General features: G+C 71.9%; 14 protein-coding genes and 1 pseudogene. 8 read left to right on the top strand and 7 right to left on the bottom strand.

All coding sequences use genetic code 11. The features are described 5' to 3' along the window. The first annotated feature begins 327 nt into the window (after positions 1 to 327). Positions 328 to 1,683: a sensor histidine kinase gene (locus ABZT02_RS08800; RefSeq protein ID WP_356015682.1), complete on the top strand. Its 1,356-nt coding sequence runs from the start codon at positions 328 to 330 to the stop codon at positions 1,681 to 1,683. Positions 1,684 to 1,882: 199 nt separating this feature from the next. Further along, the gene (locus ABZT02_RS08795; RefSeq protein ID WP_356016313.1) at positions 1,883 to 2,515 is read left to right on the top strand and encodes a response regulator transcription factor; all 633 of its coding nucleotides are present in this window, start codon (positions 1,883 to 1,885) and stop codon (positions 2,513 to 2,515) included. 35 nt (positions 2,516 to 2,550) lie between these two features. Here ABZT02_RS08795 and ABZT02_RS08790 read toward each other — a convergent pair. From ABZT02_RS08790 to ABZT02_RS08775, 4 genes and pseudogenes are all read right to left on the bottom strand, one after another. Next, positions 2,551 to 2,700 (bottom strand): annotated as a pseudogene (locus tag ABZT02_RS08790) (RNA-guided endonuclease TnpB family protein); the annotation flags it as partial. 122 nt (positions 2,701 to 2,822) lie between these two features. Further along, positions 2,823 to 3,623, bottom strand: a complete 801-nt coding sequence (locus tag ABZT02_RS08785) for a hypothetical protein (protein WP_356015681.1) — start codon at positions 3,621 to 3,623, stop codon at positions 2,823 to 2,825. Beyond that, positions 3,623 to 4,162 (bottom strand): SigE family RNA polymerase sigma factor, encoded by a 540-nt coding sequence (locus ABZT02_RS08780; RefSeq protein WP_356015678.1) that lies wholly within the window; start codon positions 4,160 to 4,162, stop codon positions 3,623 to 3,625. Before ABZT02_RS08780 ends, ABZT02_RS08785 begins: the two co-directional genes overlap by 1 nt. A 51-nt stretch (positions 4,163 to 4,213) precedes the next feature. After that, positions 4,214 to 5,692 carry an MFS transporter gene (locus ABZT02_RS08775; RefSeq protein WP_356015676.1) on the bottom strand — a complete coding sequence of 493 codons (1,479 nt, stop codon included), beginning with the start codon at positions 5,690 to 5,692 and terminating at the stop codon, positions 4,214 to 4,216. 136 nt (positions 5,693 to 5,828) lie between these two features. Between ABZT02_RS08775 and ABZT02_RS08770 the strand changes: the two genes are divergently transcribed. The 6 genes from ABZT02_RS08770 (at position 5,829) to ABZT02_RS08745 (ending at position 11,832) form a co-directional block, all read left to right on the top strand. After that, a complete protein-coding gene (locus ABZT02_RS08770; protein ID WP_356015675.1) occupies positions 5,829 to 7,562 on the top strand; it encodes an MFS transporter in 1,734 nt (577 codons plus the stop codon). A gap of 305 nt (positions 7,563 to 7,867) precedes the next feature. Beyond that, a complete protein-coding gene (locus ABZT02_RS08765) occupies positions 7,868 to 8,521 on the top strand; it encodes a class I SAM-dependent methyltransferase (protein ID WP_356016311.1) in 654 nt (217 codons plus the stop codon). Positions 8,522 to 8,557: 36 nt separating this feature from the next. Next, the gene (locus ABZT02_RS08760; protein WP_356015674.1) at positions 8,558 to 9,460 is read left to right on the top strand and encodes an N-acetylmuramoyl-L-alanine amidase; all 903 of its coding nucleotides are present in this window, start codon (positions 8,558 to 8,560) and stop codon (positions 9,458 to 9,460) included. A gap of 86 nt (positions 9,461 to 9,546) precedes the next feature. Beyond that, positions 9,547 to 10,383: a hypothetical protein gene (locus tag ABZT02_RS08755; RefSeq protein ID WP_356015673.1), complete on the top strand. Its 837-nt coding sequence runs from the start codon at positions 9,547 to 9,549 to the stop codon at positions 10,381 to 10,383. Between the two features lie 104 nt (positions 10,384 to 10,487). Then, positions 10,488 to 11,498: an LLM class F420-dependent oxidoreductase gene (locus ABZT02_RS08750; RefSeq protein WP_356015672.1), complete on the top strand. Its 1,011-nt coding sequence runs from the start codon at positions 10,488 to 10,490 to the stop codon at positions 11,496 to 11,498. A gap of 40 nt (positions 11,499 to 11,538) precedes the next feature. Beyond that, the gene (locus ABZT02_RS08745) at positions 11,539 to 11,832 is read left to right on the top strand and encodes a hypothetical protein (protein ID WP_356015670.1); all 294 of its coding nucleotides are present in this window, start codon (positions 11,539 to 11,541) and stop codon (positions 11,830 to 11,832) included. A gap of 81 nt (positions 11,833 to 11,913) precedes the next feature. Here the strand turns inward: ABZT02_RS08745 and ABZT02_RS08740 are convergent, their stop codons facing one another. From ABZT02_RS08740 to ABZT02_RS08730, 3 genes are read right to left on the bottom strand one after another with little or no spacing between them, the layout of a single operon-like run. After that, positions 11,914 to 12,984, bottom strand: a complete 1,071-nt coding sequence (locus ABZT02_RS08740; RefSeq protein WP_356015668.1) for a prenyltransferase — start codon at positions 12,982 to 12,984, stop codon at positions 11,914 to 11,916. Beyond that, complete coding sequence (locus ABZT02_RS08735) at positions 12,981 to 13,715, bottom strand: class I SAM-dependent methyltransferase (RefSeq protein ID WP_356015667.1); 735 nt, start codon at positions 13,713 to 13,715, stop codon at positions 12,981 to 12,983. The genes ABZT02_RS08740 and ABZT02_RS08735 overlap by 4 nt, the downstream gene beginning before the upstream one ends. After that, a complete protein-coding gene (locus tag ABZT02_RS08730) occupies positions 13,709 to 15,811 on the bottom strand; it encodes a glycosyltransferase (protein WP_356015665.1) in 2,103 nt (700 codons plus the stop codon). The genes ABZT02_RS08735 and ABZT02_RS08730 overlap by 7 nt, the downstream gene beginning before the upstream one ends. Positions 15,812 to 15,982 lie beyond the last annotated feature (171 nt).

The raw sequence follows: 15,982 nt of genomic DNA, 5'->3' as shown, positions 1-15,982 counted from the left end.
ACCGTCGGCCGCACCGAGGTCGTCGCGGGCCGATCTAGAACGCGTTCCAGTCCGGCGCCCTCTGTATAGCCGAGCCCGACGCAGTTGTGAAGGCTCCTGACGGTGTGTCAGGTGACCGTGAGGGGTGCCGGTTCCCGGGTTCCGGGCGTGTGACATTCGTACTGCCCGAGTCCGTACATGCACATCTGCCGGGCGGCCTCCGCGATGCGTAGCGTCGTCGGCATGACACGGGGGACGGAAACGGGGAGCATGGCTGCCGCCGTTCGGTTCGTACGCTGTCCTGCCCTACCGGCGGCACGCCGGGAACCTCTGAGCGGAGGAACGGTCATGTCCTGGACGCGCAAGTTCTCGTGCCGCGTGGACGAAACCCGCGAGGGGATCCGCGAGGCGCGGAAGCACCAGCGGTACTACAAGGCGAACAAGCAACGCCTCAACGCCGAGTACCAGGCCGCGGAGCGGGCCGGGGAGGTCCCCACCAAGGCGGGCCTGGGCAGCGGGTTCGGTCTGCTGCCGTGGCTGCTGATGGGGATGGGCGCCTTCTCCAATCTCTTCCAGGGCGAGACCCCCAGCCCCTGGATCGGCGGCCTCGGGCTGTTCACGTTCAACTCGCTCTACATCTACGTCGCCTTCCGCGCCTTCTGCAAGGAGACCCGGGAGGCGACCTCGACGCGGGTGGCGCTGGTGCTGATGGGGCTGGTGACCTGCGGTCTGGCGATGGGGTACGGCGGTAACTGGCTGCTGTTCTTCCCCCTGCTCGGGCTCGCGACGGGCGCCGTCGTGCGGCTGCCGCACCTGCGGTGGGTGGGGGCCGTCGTGACCGTGGTCGCCGGCGCGGCCTGCGTCTTCCGCGACGGCTGGGGCGGCCTCGACACCGCGTACGCCACCTGGATCTCCACGATGGTGACGGCCGCGATCATGTCCCTCTCCGAAGCGGTACGGCAGTTGCGGGAGGCCCGCGAGGAACTGGCCCGGCGCGCGGTCGAGGAGGAACGGCTGCGGTTCTCCCGCGATCTGCACGATCTGCTCGGGCACACCCTGTCGGTGATCGTGGTGAAGTCGGAGGCGGCCCGGCGCCTCGCCCCACGGGACCTGGACGCGGCGCTCCTCCAGGTCTGCGACATCGAGTCGGTCGGCCGCCAGGCGCTCACCGAGATCCGCGAGGCGGTGACGGGCTACCGCGAGGGCAGCCTCAGCACGGACCTCGACCGGGCCGCCTCGGCCCTGCGTGCCGCGGGCATCGAGCCCGTCGTCCAGCGATCCGGGCACCCGCTCACCGCCCAGACCGAGGCCCTGCTGGGCTGGGTGGTCCGCGAGGCGGTGACCAACGCGGTACGGCACAGCGGGGCGGAGCGCTGCGAGATCTCCGTGCAGGGCTCGGCGGAACGGGTGCGGCTGCGGATCTGGGACGACGGCCGGGGGACGGCGGCGGGCACGGCGCCGACCCTGGGTGAGTGCGGGGGTGAGAACGCCGGCACGGTGTCCATCCCGGTCGTCGGCGGCACCGGTCTCAAGGGGCTCGCCGAGCGGCTGGCCGCGGCCGGTGGGTCGTTGGAGGCAAGTCCGGGGGCACGGGGTGGATTCGTGGTGCGGGCCGAGCTGCCGGTCGAGTCGGTGGCGCCGGAGCCGTCCGGGGAGCCGGCGGGGGCGGTGCGCGCGGCCCGGATCGGCGAGGTCGCGGGGTGACGCCGTACAGGTCCGTCCCCTCTTCGGTTCTCAAGGATGCGGCGGAGACCGCGGCGCGGGAGCGGGAGACGAGCGGCGTGGCGGGCGGCTCGGGCAGCGGCCCGTTGGCAATGAGGACGGTGAGCCGCGCGCTCCGGCGCAACGACGTCGCACCCCCACCGCTCCCCCCGACGCGCCCTACTCTTGGGCCGTGAACGAGATGCCCCGGGAGCACCGGGCCGCCAAGTCCATCCGTGTGCTGCTCGCCGAGGACCAGGGCATGATGCGCGGGGCGCTCGCGCTGCTGCTCGGGATGGAGCCGGACATCGAGGTCGTGGCCCAGGTCGCGGCCGGGGACGCGATCGTGGACGCGGCGCTCGTCCACCGCCCCGACGTGGCGCTGCTCGACATCGAGCTGCCGGGGATGAGCGGTCTGGACGCCGCCGCCGAACTGCGCGACCAGGCGCCGGACTGCCGGGTGCTGATCCTGACCACCTTCGGACGACCCGGTTACCTCCGCCGGGCCATGGAGGCGGGTGCCGCCGGTTTCCTCGTCAAGGACGGTCCCGTGGAGGAGCTGGCGGTCTCGATCCGCCGGGTGCTGACCGGCGAGACCGTGATCGACCCCGCCCTCGCCGCGGCCGCCCTGAGCGCCGGCCCGAACCCCCTCACCGCCCGCGAGTGCGATGTCCTCAAGGCGTCCACGGACGGCGCGACGGTCGCCGACATCGCCGGCAGGCTCCACCTCTCCGAGTCCACCGTCCGCAACTACCTCTCCTCCGCCATCGGCAAGACGGGCACCCGCAACCGGATGGAGGCGGTACGGGCGGCCCGGCAGCAGGGGTGGCTTTGAATCCTCCCCTCCCTGAAAGGAAGGGGATTCCTGGCTCAGGCCGCCTCCTGGAGCAGCGCTCCAGAAAGTCTTGCGCCATCGGCACCAGCCGGGTTGAGACCAGCCCGGACGAGCATCACACGTGCGGAGTTCTTGTCCCGTGGAGACACAGTTCCGCACACGGTGCAGGTGTAGGTGCGCTCACTGCGGGCGCTCCGCGCCCTGAACCTGATACGGCGACGCTCCGCGTCGCGACACCCGGATGCGATTCCTCCCCTGCGTGAACGCCGAGGCCTCCTCGCAAGAAACAGGTAACCCCGGCGGCTCCCTACCCGATCACCTCCGCCGTCTTGTACTCGGTGCCCTTCGGCGCCAGGCACACGAACCAGTCGTAGGGGGAGCCCTTCGGCGACCGGATCGCCGGGACGTCGGTGCCGGTCCCGGGGCCGGCCTTCTCCACCACCGTCGCCGTCTCGTTCGTCCAGGTGCAGTTGACGCGCTGGGCGGTCTTGGCGACGTAGCCGATGACGAGCCGTACGTCCGCCTTGTCGTCGGGCTGGAGCGGGAGCGAGCCGGAGATGAGGTCCGTGCCGGTCATGGTGTCCGACTCGGGGACCGTGTTCTCCATGACCTTCGTCGTCTCGCCGCCATACTCGCGGTGCACGAAGTAGGTGATCTTACCGATGAGGTCGGAGGCCTTGTGGGCGTCCGGCGGGGTCTCACCGCGCAAGGCCATGGCGGCGCGCTGGGCCTCGGCCTGCTTCTCGTCGCGCGGGGCCGACCACACGTCGATCAGAACGCGCCACTTGGTCCCCTGGTCGGTGCCGGTCGCCAGCGTGGTGCGCAGGGCCTTGGAGGGGTCGGCGGCGGCCGGGACGGACGGCCGGGTCGCCACCTGCCCGCCGCCCCCGCCCGGCAACCCCGCCACCGCGAGGGTCGCCGAGGAGCCCGCGAGCACCAGTGCCGTGGCCGCGGCCACCGCCCAGCGGCGGGCCCGGCGCCTGCGGCCACCGCGGAGCACCGCCTGGTAGGGGGCTATGCCGATCTCTACCTCGTCGGCGGCGTCGGCCAGCAGGAGGGCGATGTCGCTGTCATGCATGTGGTGGCTCTTCTCCCGGTCCGCGCTCATCACTTCCGCCCTCCCTGGGTCGCCATGTCGGCCAGTCCGGGTATGGCGCGAAGTTTCGCGATCCCCTTGGCCGCGTTGCTCTTCACCGAGCCGACCGAGCAGCCCATCGCCTCGGCCGTCTGGGTCTCGGTCAGGTCCTCCCAGTACCGCAGGACCACCGCCTCCCGCTGCCGTGGCGGCAGTTGGGCCAGCGCCGTCAGCAGGGCGCCGCGGTCGTCGGCCTGGGCCATGCGGTCACCGGTGTCGGCGATCTCGCGCACCAGGCCCGAGTCGTCCCCCCGCGCCAGGAACTCCTTGAGCCTCCTGCGGTGCCTGCGCGCGTGCGCGTTGATCATCACGCGCCGTACATACGCCTCCGGATCGTCCGCCGAGCCGACCCTGCGCCAGGCCACATAGGCCTGTTCGAGCGTCGTCTGGACCAGATCCTCCGCGGCGTGCTGCTCCCCCGTGAGGAGAAATGCCGTCCGCATCAGCCGCGGCCAGCGGCCGATGACAAAGCTCTGGAACTCCTCGTCCCGAGCCTGTTTCCGATCCCCCATGGGCACCTCCTAGATGTCTTGAGGAGTCCATGGGCGGCCCGGACGGTTGCCTCACGTCACCGAAATCTTCCGAGGCAGCCACACCAGCATGAGCACCACCCCGGCCAGCAGCACCCCCGTCCCCGCCCGGAACGCCAGCGCGTACCCCTCCGTCAGCGCCTCCGGCGAGCCCGCACCCCCCGTCCGGGCCGCCGCGAGCGTCGACAGGACCGCGAGCCCCAGCGAGCCGCCCATCGTGCGCGAGGTGTTGACCAGCCCGGACACCAGCCCGGCCTCCCCCGGCGCCGCACCCGACGTGGCCAGCGAGGCGAGCGGGGTCGAGGCGAGACCCGCGCCCAGCATCATCAGGACGCCGGGGACCATGATCGAGGTGACGTAGCCGCCGTCCGAGGTCATCGTCGACTGCCAGCCGTAACCCGTCAGCGCGACGAGCGTCCCCAGAGCCGCCACCCGGCGCGCCCCGAGCCGGTGCATGAGGCGGGGCGCGAGCTTGGAGCCGAGCACGATCGCCAGGGAGCTCGGCAGCATGGAGAGCCCGGCTTCGAGCGGGGAGTATCCGAGGACGTTCTGGGCGTAGAGCGTGATGAAGTACCACGTGCAGAACAGGGCGGAGCCGCTCAGGAACATCGCCGCGTTCGCCGACGCCACCGCGCGCACCCTGAGCAGTCCGAGCGGCATCAGCGGGGCCGTCGTACGCGACTCGACGACGAGGAAGCCCGCGACCAGCGCGAGGCCGACGGCCAGCGGGACCAGGGTGGCGGCCGCCGTCCATCCCTCGGCCTCGGTCTGCGAGATGCCGTACGCCAACACCGCCAGCCCCCCGGTGACCAGCAGCGCTCCCGGCAGGTCGAGGCGCCGCCCGTCCCCGCTGCGGCTCTCGGTCAGCCACAGCAGCGAGCCCAGCAGGACCAGCGCGCCGACGGGCACGTTGATCAGCAGCACCCAGCGCCAGGACAGGGTGTCGACGAGGAGTCCGCCGAAGAAGCCGCCGGCCGCGCCGCCGCCCGCGCCGACGGCCGTCCAGGTGGCGATGGCCCGGGCCCGCGCGGGCCCCTCGGGGACGGCCGACGTGACGATCGTGAGGGTCGCGGGGGCGAGCACCGCGGCACCGAGGCCCTGCACGGCCCGGGCGAGCAGCAGTTCGCCGCCCTGCTGGGCCAGGCCGCCGGCCAGCGAGGCGACCGTGAACAGGCCGAGGCCGACCAGGAACATCCGCTTGCGGCCGTAGAGGTCACCGGCCCGGCCGCCGAGGAGCATGAACCCGGCGAAGGCGATGGAGTAGGCGTTCACGACCCACTGGAGACCGGACTCGCTCATGCCCAGGTCGGCACGTATGGACGGCAGCGCCACGTTGACGACGGACACGTCGAGGACGACCAGGAACTGTCCCGCGCACGCCAGCGCCACCACCAGCCAGGCGGGCGGCGCCGACCGGGGACGGCGGGGTCTGCGGGGTCTGCGGGGTCTGCGGGGTCTGCGGGGTCTGCGGGGTCTGCGGGCGACTTCAGCGGCTTCGAGCATGGCTGCCATGGTCTCAACCCGGCTGCGCTTCCCCAAGAGAATATAAAGAAATCGTTAGTACGCCGAAGCATCGGAATAGTTGCCCATGCATACGTAGTTCAAGCCACACGTAAGCCGATCTTCCAGGCCCGGAGGCCTCCCTCACATGACGCACACGCCGACCGACCAGCCCACCCGGAGAGCGTCCGGCGCTGTCGTCCCGGTGCTCGCCTTCGCGGGCATCGTGGTCGCGGTGATGCAGACCCTGCTCGTCCCGGTCATCAAGGACCTGCCGCAACTGCTGGACACCGAGCCCAGCAACGCCACCTGGGTCCTGACATCCACCCTGCTCTCGGGCGCCGTCGCCACCCCGATCATGGGCCGCCTCGGCGACCTGTACGGCAAGCGCCGCCTGCTCATCCTCAGCCTCGCCGTGATGGTGGTGGGCGCCCTGGTCAGCGCCCTCACCAGCGACCTGCTCACGATGATCGCCGGCCGCACCCTCCAGGGCTTCGCCATGGGCGCGATACCCCTGGGCATCGGCCTGATGCGCGACATGCTGCCCCGCGAGAAGCTCGGCTCGGCCATGGCGCTGATGAGCTCCTCGATCGGCGTCGGCGGCGGCCTCGCCCTGCCGCTCGCGGCCCTGATCGCCCAGCACGCCGACTGGCACGCCCTCTTCTACGGCGCCGCGGGCCTCGGCGCCCTCTCGATCGTCCTCACCCTCCTCGTCGTACCGGAGTCCCCGGCGCGCGCCGAGGGCACCTTCGACGTCCTGGGCGCGATAGGTCTCTCCACCGGTCTCGTCCTCTTCCTCCTGCCGATCACCAAGGGCAGCGACTGGGGCTGGACCTCGGGCACCACGCTCGGCCTCTTCGCCGCCGCCGCGGTCGTGCTCGTCCTGTGGGGCGTCATGGAGCTGCGGCTCAAGGCCCCGCTGGTCGACCTGCGCACCACGGCCCGCCCGGCGGTCCTCTTCACCAACCTGGCGTCGATCATGGTCGGTGTCTCGTTCTACGTCGTCTCGCTCGTCCTTCCCCAGCTGCTCCAGCTCCCGAAGGCGACCGGCTACGGCCTCGGTCAGTCGATGGTCACCGCGGGCCTGCTCGTTGCTCCGCTGGGCCTGACGATGATGTTCACCGCGCCCGTGTACGCCCGGCTGTCGGCGAAGTACGGCCCCAAGGTCACTCTCATCCTCGGCATGCTGATCATCGCGATCGGCTACGGCGCGGGCCTCGGCCTCATGAGCGCGGCCTGGCAGAGCCTCGTGATCGCGGTGGTCCTCGGCGCGGGCATCGGGCTCGCCTACTCCTCGCTGCCCGCGTTGATCGTCGGCGCGGTGCCCGCGTCGGAGACGGGCGCGGCGAACGGCCTCAACACCCTGATGCGCTCCATCGGTACGTCCGTGTCGAGCGCCGTGATCGGGATGGTGCTGGCGAACACGGCGAACAACGTCGGCGGCGTCGCGGTACCGACCATGCACGGCTTCCGGGTGTCCTTCCTCATCGCGACCGGTGCGGTGGCCGTCGGACTGCTGATGGCCCTGTTCCTGCCGAAGCCGAACAAGGCACCGCAGCTTCGGGCGAGCAGTGAGGAGGAGGCGGCCATCGAGCGCGCCGACGAGGTACTGCGGGGCTTCCGTGGCCGGGTCCTGGACGCCTCCGGCGCTCCCGTCGCCCGTGCCAAGGTCACGCTGATCGACCGCCGGGGCCGTCAGGCGGGCGCCACACTCTCCGCCGACGACGGCTCGTACGTCCTCACCGTCCCCACCCAGGGCGCCTACGTCCTCGCCGCCCGCGCCACCGGCCGCGGCCCCCTGGCCTCCGCGGCCACCCACACGGGCGACGACCGGGCGATCGACCTGGACCTGGCCCTGCCGGGCGAGACGGTCACGGCCTGACCGACGGTTGCCCGCACCCCCGCCCCGCACCTGGGGCGGGGGTGAGTGGCGTCGGGGGCGCCAGGAAGGTCGCGCGGGACCGCCCCCGATCCGCACGACGGCCGGGGCGGGCGCCTTGCTGACCAGCGCCCCCCTGTCCCCTGCCACCTGCCACCTGCCACCGCGGTGGGTCGTCCCCTCCGGTACGTGCCTCACCCCCTGTCCCCCGTCGGGCGGAGGGTGCGGCAGCATGGGGGCCCGGAAGGACGTACGGCGGCATGGCGGTCGTACGGCGTCTGCCCACACGTACGACCGAGAGGAACCCCATGGCCGCGGCCGCACCCAAGCCCGAGATCCTGGCCGCCTTCGAGGCCGCGAAAGGGTTCATGCCGGTCGGCGAGGGGCTGGCCCTCCACGAGGCAGCCCTGGACGCCGGGCGGCTCGGGCTGCCGCTTCTGGAAGTCGGTACGTACTGCGGCCGTTCCGCGATCCTGCTCGGTGACGCGGCCCGGGAGTCCGGGGTCGTCGCACTGACCCTCGACCACCACCGCGGCAGCGAGGAGCAGCAGCCCGGGTGGGAGTACCACGACCCGGAGACCGTCGACCCCGAGCTCGGGGTGATGGACACGCTGCCGACCTTCCGCAGGACCCTGTACCGGGCCGGGCTGGAGGAGCACGTCGTCGCTCTGGTGGGGCGGTCGCCGCAGATCGCGAAGATCTGGGGCTCCCCACTCGGCCTGGTCTTCGTCGACGGCGGCCACACCGACGAGCACGCGAACGCCGACTACGAGGGCTGGGCCCCGCACGTGGCCGAGGGCGGGCTGCTCGTCATCCATGACGTGTTCCCGGAGCCGGAGGACGAGTTCACCGGCCAGGCGCCGTACCGCGTGTACCTTCGGGCCCTCGCCTCCGGCGCCTTCACGGAGGTCTCGGCGACCGACTCGCTGCGGGTGTTGCGGCGGACGCGGGCCGGGATCTGAGGGCGGGGATCCGAGGGCGGGACTAGAGTCGCAGTCGTGTCGTACGCAGGCCCTGAATTCGATTCCCCCCAGCCCCGCCGCCCCCGGCGCCGGCCGCTGGTCCTCTCCCTCGCCGTGCTCCTGCCGGGCGCGCTGCTCGGGTGGCTGGTGTACGAGGGGGTGAGCGGGGCGGCCGACGGCAACGGGACGGCGGCCGCGGCGATTCCGCGGGCGAGCGCTCCGCCGACCGTCTCCTCCACCACCGCCGACGACAAGGCACCGTCCGCCCCGCTCAGGGGCAAGGTCGTCGTCATCGACCCGGGGCACAACCTCACCAACTTCCGGCACACGGCCGAGATCAACCGCAAGGTGGACATCGGCACGAACCGCAAGGAGTGCGACACGACGGGGACGTCGACCAACTCCGGTTACGCGGAGGCCAAGTTCACTCTCGACGTCGCCCACCGGCTGCGCACCCTGCTGGAGAGGCAGGGCGCGACGGTGAAACTGACGCAGGACGGCAACCGCCCCTACGGCCCCTGTGTGGACGAGCGGGCCAAAATCGGCAACAGGGCGAAGGCCGACGCCGTGGTGTCGATCCACGCGGACGGCGCGGGCGCCGGGCAGCGCGGCTACCACGTGATCCTCCCGGGCCGCGTCCACAAGGGCATCGCCGACACCCGCCGGATCGTCGCCCCCTCCGCCGAACTCGGCAAACTCATCGCGACCGACTTCGGCCACGCGACGCACACCGGGCCCTCCAACTACATCGGCCACGGCACCGGCCTCGACACCCGTACCGACCTGGGCGGCCTCAACCTGTCAAAGGTTCCCAAGGTGTTCATCGAATGCGGCAACATGCGCGACAGCAAGGACGCGGCACTGCTCACCAGCGGGGCGTGGCGGCAGAAGGCGGCGCAAGGAATCTCTGAGGGAATCGTGAGATTCCTGCGCGGGTGACGATCAGCGCGCGGATCCCGTCGTACGCTCCGCCCGGGCGGACGATAGGGTCTACCGACGACGAGACGACCTACGAAGGACTTGAAGTGAATATCCGCTCCCTCACTCGAGGCGACGGCGTGGTGATCGGTGCAGCGGTGTTGCTGTTCATCGCGTCGTTCCTTGATCTGTACTCGGTCGACGGAGTCTCCGACGACGCCGATCTCCCCAGCGCCTGGGCGAGCGGTCCGGTCGTGATGGGGGTGGTCCTCGCGGGCATCATCGGCGCCGCCCTCGTCGTCCTGTCGCGCGGCCTGTCGCAGCTCCCGAAGGTGGCGGGTCTCGACCTCGGTCAGGTCGGCACCGCGTTCACGGTGTTCGCCGCCTGGAGCGCGCTCGGGAACGTCTTCGACCCGCTCAGCGCCGCGGACTACGGCTCCAGTTCGGACGCCGTCAGCGCCGGTATCGGACTGATCCTCGCTCTCGTCGCCACCCTGGTCATGGCCGCGGCCGCCGTCGCCACCCCCCTCGTCCCGGCCCTCCAGGCCGGTCTCGTCCCGGCCCCCAAGCCGCCCCAGCCGCAGCCCTACGGCGCCCAGCCGCCCGGTGGTTACGGCTACCCGGGTGCCCAGCAGCCGGGGCCGCAGGGACAGCAGGGACAGCCCTACGGTGGTCAGCCGCAGCCGGGGCAGCCCTTCGGTGCGCAGCCCCAGCCGCAGGCGCAGGCCCCGCAGCCGCCCGCCGCGGAGTTCTCGCCGTTCTGGTTCGCCGTGCCGGTGCCGCGTCCGCTGTTCGCGGAGGACGGTTCGCCGACGCCGATCGCCGAACTCGCCCCGGGTACCTGGTACTTGGCGGTCGAGCAGCGCGGTCCGGGTCTGGTCGCCCAGACGCAGGACGGCCGCCGCGGGGTGCTGCAGGACACCAGCGGTATCCAGCGCGGCTGAGTCCTTCGAGGTCGTACGACGGCCCCTCGCCCCTTCCGGGCGGGGGGCCGTTGCCGTACATTCGCGAGCGGCTGCAACGAGCTGACGGATCGTCAGGAGGCGTCGTGCGACTCGGCCTTGCGCTCGGTTACTGGGGCCGCGGCCCCTCCCCCGACCAGGTGCCGCTCGCCCAGGAGGCGGAGCGGCTCGGCTACCACTCGGTGTGGACGGCCGAGTCCTGGGGGTCGGACGTGTTCACGCCGCTCACCTGGATCGCGGCGCGGACGTCAACGATCAGGCTGGGTACGGCGGTTGCGCAGATGGCGGCCCGTTCGCCGACCACGACCGCCATGCACGCCCTCACCCTGGACCATCTCTCCGGCGGGCGGGTCATGCTCGGCCTCGGGCTGTCCGGCCCGCAGGTCGTCGAGGGCTGGTACGGCCGCCCGTTCCCCAAGTCGCCGCTGACCGCGACCCGGGAGTACGTCGACGTCGTGCGGCAGGTGCTGAGGAGGCAGGCGCCGGTCGAGGTGGACGGCCGCTTCCACCCGTTGCCGTACCGGGGTGCGGACGGCACCGGGCTCGGCAAGGCGCTCAAGCCGATCACCCATCCCCTGCGCGCCGATCTGCCGGTCCTCCTCGGCGCCGAGGGGCCGAAGAACATCGCCCAGACCACCCGGATCGCCGACGGCTGGCTGCCGTTGTACTGGTCGCCGAACCGGCCCGAGGTCTACGAGGCCTCGCTCGCCGAAGCCCCGGAGGGCTTCCTCGTCGCCCCCATGGCGCAGGTGCGGGTGTGCGACGACGTGGCCGAGGGGCTGCTGCCCGTCAAGACGATGCTCGGCTTCTACATCGGCGGAATGGGGCACGCGGCCCGCAACTTCCACGCCGACCTGATGGCCCGCATGGGGTACGAGGAACAGGCGCGCAGGATCCAGCGGCTGTTCCTCGAAGGCCGTCGCGAGGAGGCGGTGCTCGCGGTGCCGGACGCGTTCGCGGACGAGATCTCCCTGGTCGGCCCGCGCGAACGCATCGCCGAGCGGCTGGAGTCGTGGCGCAAGGGCCCGGTGACGGACCTGCTGGCGCTGGCCCCGGACCGGGAGTCGCTGCGGGTGCTGGCGGAGCTCAACGCATGACTCCAGGTTTCGGCGGAGAATTCGCGGCCATTCGAACACCATGTCCACTCATACGCGCCGTGGTGCCAACTCAGCCGGGACGGTCATAGCGGTCGTCGCCGACATCATGGCCTTCATCCTGGGCCTGTGGATCCTGATGTACCTGCTGGACGCCAACCGTGCGAACGACTTCGTGCAGTTCATCCACGATGCCGCTCGCTGGCTCGCCGGCTGGTCCTACGACCTCTTCACCTTCGACGAGGCCTGGGCCCGTGTGGTCGCGGGCTACGGCCTGGCAGCGGTGGTCTACCTCTTCGTGGGCCACGCCATCGCCAATAGGGCTCACCGTCACTGAAACGCCCTGAAGGGGCGCGGGGAACTGCGCGACAAGCCACAGACCACCCGCGCCCGCCGACGGACAGACAGGGCCGAGCTCTCAGGAGCAGCAGTCCGTGTCCAGCCCCAGCGGCAGCCGGTCGCCCCCGAACACCGCGCAGGTCGCCTCGTGGCCGCCCAGCGCGGCCACAGCCAGCAGCAGTGATCCCGCCGTCCACGTGGTCAGTTCCTGCGGCCACACGGCCCCGTCCTCGAACACGTACCCGGTCCAGTACAACCCGCTCTCCGCGTCCCGCAGATGCCGGATCGACTGGAGGATCTCCAGGGCGCGGTCGGACTCTCCCATGACCCACAGGGCCAGGGCGAGTTCGGCCGACTCCCCGCCCGTCACCCACGGGTTGGGGACGACGCAGCGCACCCCGAGACCGGGTACGACGAACCGCTCCCAGCCCTCCTCGATACGGGACTTGGCCTCCGCACCGGTCAACGCCCCGCCCAGGACCGGGTAGTACCAGTCCATCGAGTAGCGGTCCTTGTCGAGGAAGCGTTCGGGGTGCCGGCGGATCGCGTGCCGCAGCGCACCGACCGCCAACTCCCAGTCGGGCTGCGGTTCTTCGCGCTGTTCGGCGATCGCGAGCGCGCACCGCAGCGCGTGGTGGATCGAGGAGGATCCGGTGAGGAGCCCGTCGGTGACGGGCCTGCCGTCGTCCTCCCGCTTCCAGCCGATCTGCCCGCCCGGCTGCTGGAGTCCCAGGACGAACTCCATCGCGGCGTACACCGTCGGCCACATCCGGTCGAGGAACGTGTCGTCGCCGGTGGACAGGTAGTGGTGCCACACACCTACGGCTATGTAGGCCACGAAGTTGGTCTCGCGTCCGCGGTCGGTGACCTCCGCGAACTGCCCGTCCTGGTACGCGGCGTACCAGGACCCGTCCTCGTTCTGGTGCCGGGCGAGCCACTCGTAGGCCCGCTCGGCGGCCTCGTGCTCGCCCGCCGCGTCCAGTGCCATCGCGGCCTCGGTGTGGTCCCACGGGTCGAGGTGGTGCCCGCGGAACCACGGTATCGCCCCGTCCTCCCGCTGCACGGCCAGGATTCCGGCGACGGTCGCGGCGGCCTGCTCGGCGGTGAGGACCCCGGGCAGGACGAGGTGTTCTGTCCGGGGAGTGGTCACGAGGTGGCCACCCGCGGCAGGTGCGGCTTGGTCGCGTAGGCCACGAAGCTCTTGCCGATCAGCGGGTTGAGGGCCTGCTCGGCGACCCGGGTGGCCAGCGGTTTCTTCATGATGTCCCAGACCAGCAGCTTGTGGTACGCCTGCACCGGCAGCGCCTTGTCGTTGTCGACGCCGAACGCGCACTTCAGCCACCAGTACGGGGAGTGCAGGGCGTGCGCGTGGTGGGTGCCGTACGGCTTGAGGCCGGCCTCGCGGATCTTCGCGAGCAGTTCGTCGGCCTTGTAGATGCGGATGTGTCCGCCCTCGACCTCGTGGTAGGCGTCGGACAGGGCCCAGCAGACCTTCTCGGGGCCGTAGCGCGGGACGGTGATGGCGATCCGGCCGCCCGGCTTCAACACCCGGACCATCTCGGCGAGTACGCCCTTGTCGTCGGGGATGTGCTCCATCACCTCGGAGATGATCACGACGTCGAAGGACTCGTCGGGGAACGGGAGAGCCAGGGCGTCGCCCTCCATGGCCGTCGCGGTGGCGCCCTCGGGGGCCTCCCCGGCCTCCTTCATCGCCGCGAACCACTTGGCGACCTCGCGGATTTCGTCGGCGTTCTGGTCCAGGGCCACGACCTGCGCGCCGCGCCGGTAGCACTCGAAGGCGTGCCGGCCGGCCCCGCAGCCGAGGTCCAGCACGCGGTCGCCCGGCGCGAGCGGGAACCTGGAGAAGTCGACGGTCAGCACGTGGCCCTGCTTTCGGGATAGACACCGGTGTCACTGGTGGAGGCTGCGGGGGCAGCAGCGGTCTTCGAGGCTGCGGGTACGGCGCTGTTCGAGGGCGCGGGGGCATCAGTGGCGCCCACCGCACCGCCCTCCCCCGGCACGGCGTCCACAGCGCGACTCACGGGGGCTACGCTCCGACCGCGATCCGGGCCGGCCGAGCCACCCTGGTCCGGGGCCGCCGACCGGGCCGGGTTTGCCGCGGTGCGGGCCGGGTTTGCCGCCGTACCGGCTGGGTTCGCCGCCACACCGGCTGAGTCCGCCGCCGTACCGGCTGGGTTCGCCGCCACGCGCGCCGGATCCACCGCTGTGCGGGCCGGGTTCGCCACCGAGCGGGCCGAGGTCGCCGCCACACGTGCCGGGTCTGCCGCCGCGCCGGCCGGGTCCGTCGCCGCACCCGCCGCACCCGCCGTATCCGCCGCCGTGCGGGCCGGGTTCGCCACCGAGCGGGCCGAGGACGCCGCCACACGCGCCGGGTCCACCGCCGCACCAGCCGAGTCTGCCGCTGTGCGGGCCGGGTTCACGGCCGAGCGGGCCGAGGTCGCCGCCAAACGGGCCGGGTCCACCGCCGCACGCACCGGGTCCGCCGCCGCGCCGGCAGAGTCCACCGCCGTGCCAGTCGGGTCCACCGCCGCAAGGGCCAGCTCTGCCCCCGCACCAGCCGAGTCTGCCGCTGTGCGGGCCGAGGTCGCCGCCGTACCGGCCAGGTCCGCCGTCGCACGAGCCGTGGACGCCGTCGAGCGGGGCGTGGTCGCCTTCGCGGTGGCGGCCATCGCCTCCCGGTATCTGGTCACCGTTCCCTCGGCGGCGCGCGCCCAGGTGAAGCGGGAGAGCACTCGCTCGCGTCCCGCCGCCCCGAGCCGCGCCCGTAGGTCCGGGTCGCCCAGCAGTCGGCTCAGGCCCGCCGCCAGTGCGCCGGAGTCGCCCGGCGGTACCGCGAGGCAGGTCTCGCCGTCGCGGCCCGCGACCTCGGGGATCGCGCCGCCGGTCGTGGCGACCAGCGGGGTTCCGGTCGCCATCGCCTCGGCGGCCGGCAGGGAGAAGCCCTCGTAGAGCGACGGCACGCAGGCCACCTCCGCCGAGCGGACCAGGTCGACGAGTTCGGCGTCCGAGATGCCCTTGACGAAGTCGACGGCGCCTTCGAGGCCGTAACGCTCGATGGTCTGCGCGACCGGGCCCTCGGTCGGCCGCTTGCCCACGACGACGACGTGCGCCCCGGGGTGTTCCGTGCGGACCTTCGCCAGCGCCTCGACGAGGAAGACCAGGCCCTTGAGGGGGACGTCCGCGCTGGAGGTCGTCACGATCCGGCCCGGCACCACGGGGACCGACGGATCCGGCGAGAACTGGTCGGTGTCGGCGCCGATGTGGACGACGTGGATACGGTCGTCGCGCACGCCCAGGTGGTCGACGATCTCCTGGCGGGACGTGCCGGAGACGGTGAGCACGGACGGCAGGCGGCGGGCCACGCGCTTCTGCATGCGGGTGAAGGCGTACCAGCGGCGCTTGGACAGCCGCTGCCGCCGGCCGTCGGCCGCGTCCAGCTCCAACTGGCGGTCCACGGTGATGGGGTGGTGGATGGTGGTCACCAGCGGTGCGCCGACATCGCCCAACAGGCCGTAACCGAGGGTCTGGTTGTCGTGAATCACGTCGAACTCACCGCTGCGGGCCCGGAGATGGCGTCGGGCCCGCAGGGAGAAGGTGAGTGGCTCGGGGAAGCCTCCGGTCCACATCGTGGCGACTTCCAGGGCGTCGATCCAGTCGCGGTACTCGTCGCGCCGCGGGGTGCGGAAGGGGTCCGGGGAGCGGTACAGGTCCAGGCTCGGGAGTTCGGTCAGGCTCAGGCCGTCGTATCCCGGGTCGAGGACCGGGTACGGCTGGGAGCCGATGACCTCGACGCGGTGGCCGAGGCGGGCCAGTTCACGCGAGAGGTGCCGTACATAGACGCCCTGACCGCCGCAGAACGGGTTCCCTTTGTAGGTGAGGAGCGCGATACGGAGCGGTCGCTCGCCGTCGGCGGCCAGGTCCTCGAAAGACCCCGCCTGACTGGCCTCAGCGGTCACTCTGGGCCCCCTTCTGCCTGCACGGTCCCGCGAGATTACGACGAGACGGTAATCTAGAACAAGTTTCAGACTTGATCGTTCAGGAGGCTCTGAATCTACCGGCAGGTAGGGGTCCTGTGAGCGGTGGATCAGGTGATTCACGCCACGAACGCCGCGACCGCGCCACGGCCC

This window comes from Streptomyces sp. NPDC005402, assembly GCF_040606575.1.
Classification (GTDB): domain Bacteria; phylum Actinomycetota; class Actinomycetes; order Streptomycetales; family Streptomycetaceae; genus Streptomyces.
Note: the sequence above shows the minus strand (reverse complement) of the source record. Positions and strands in the feature narration are given on the sequence as shown.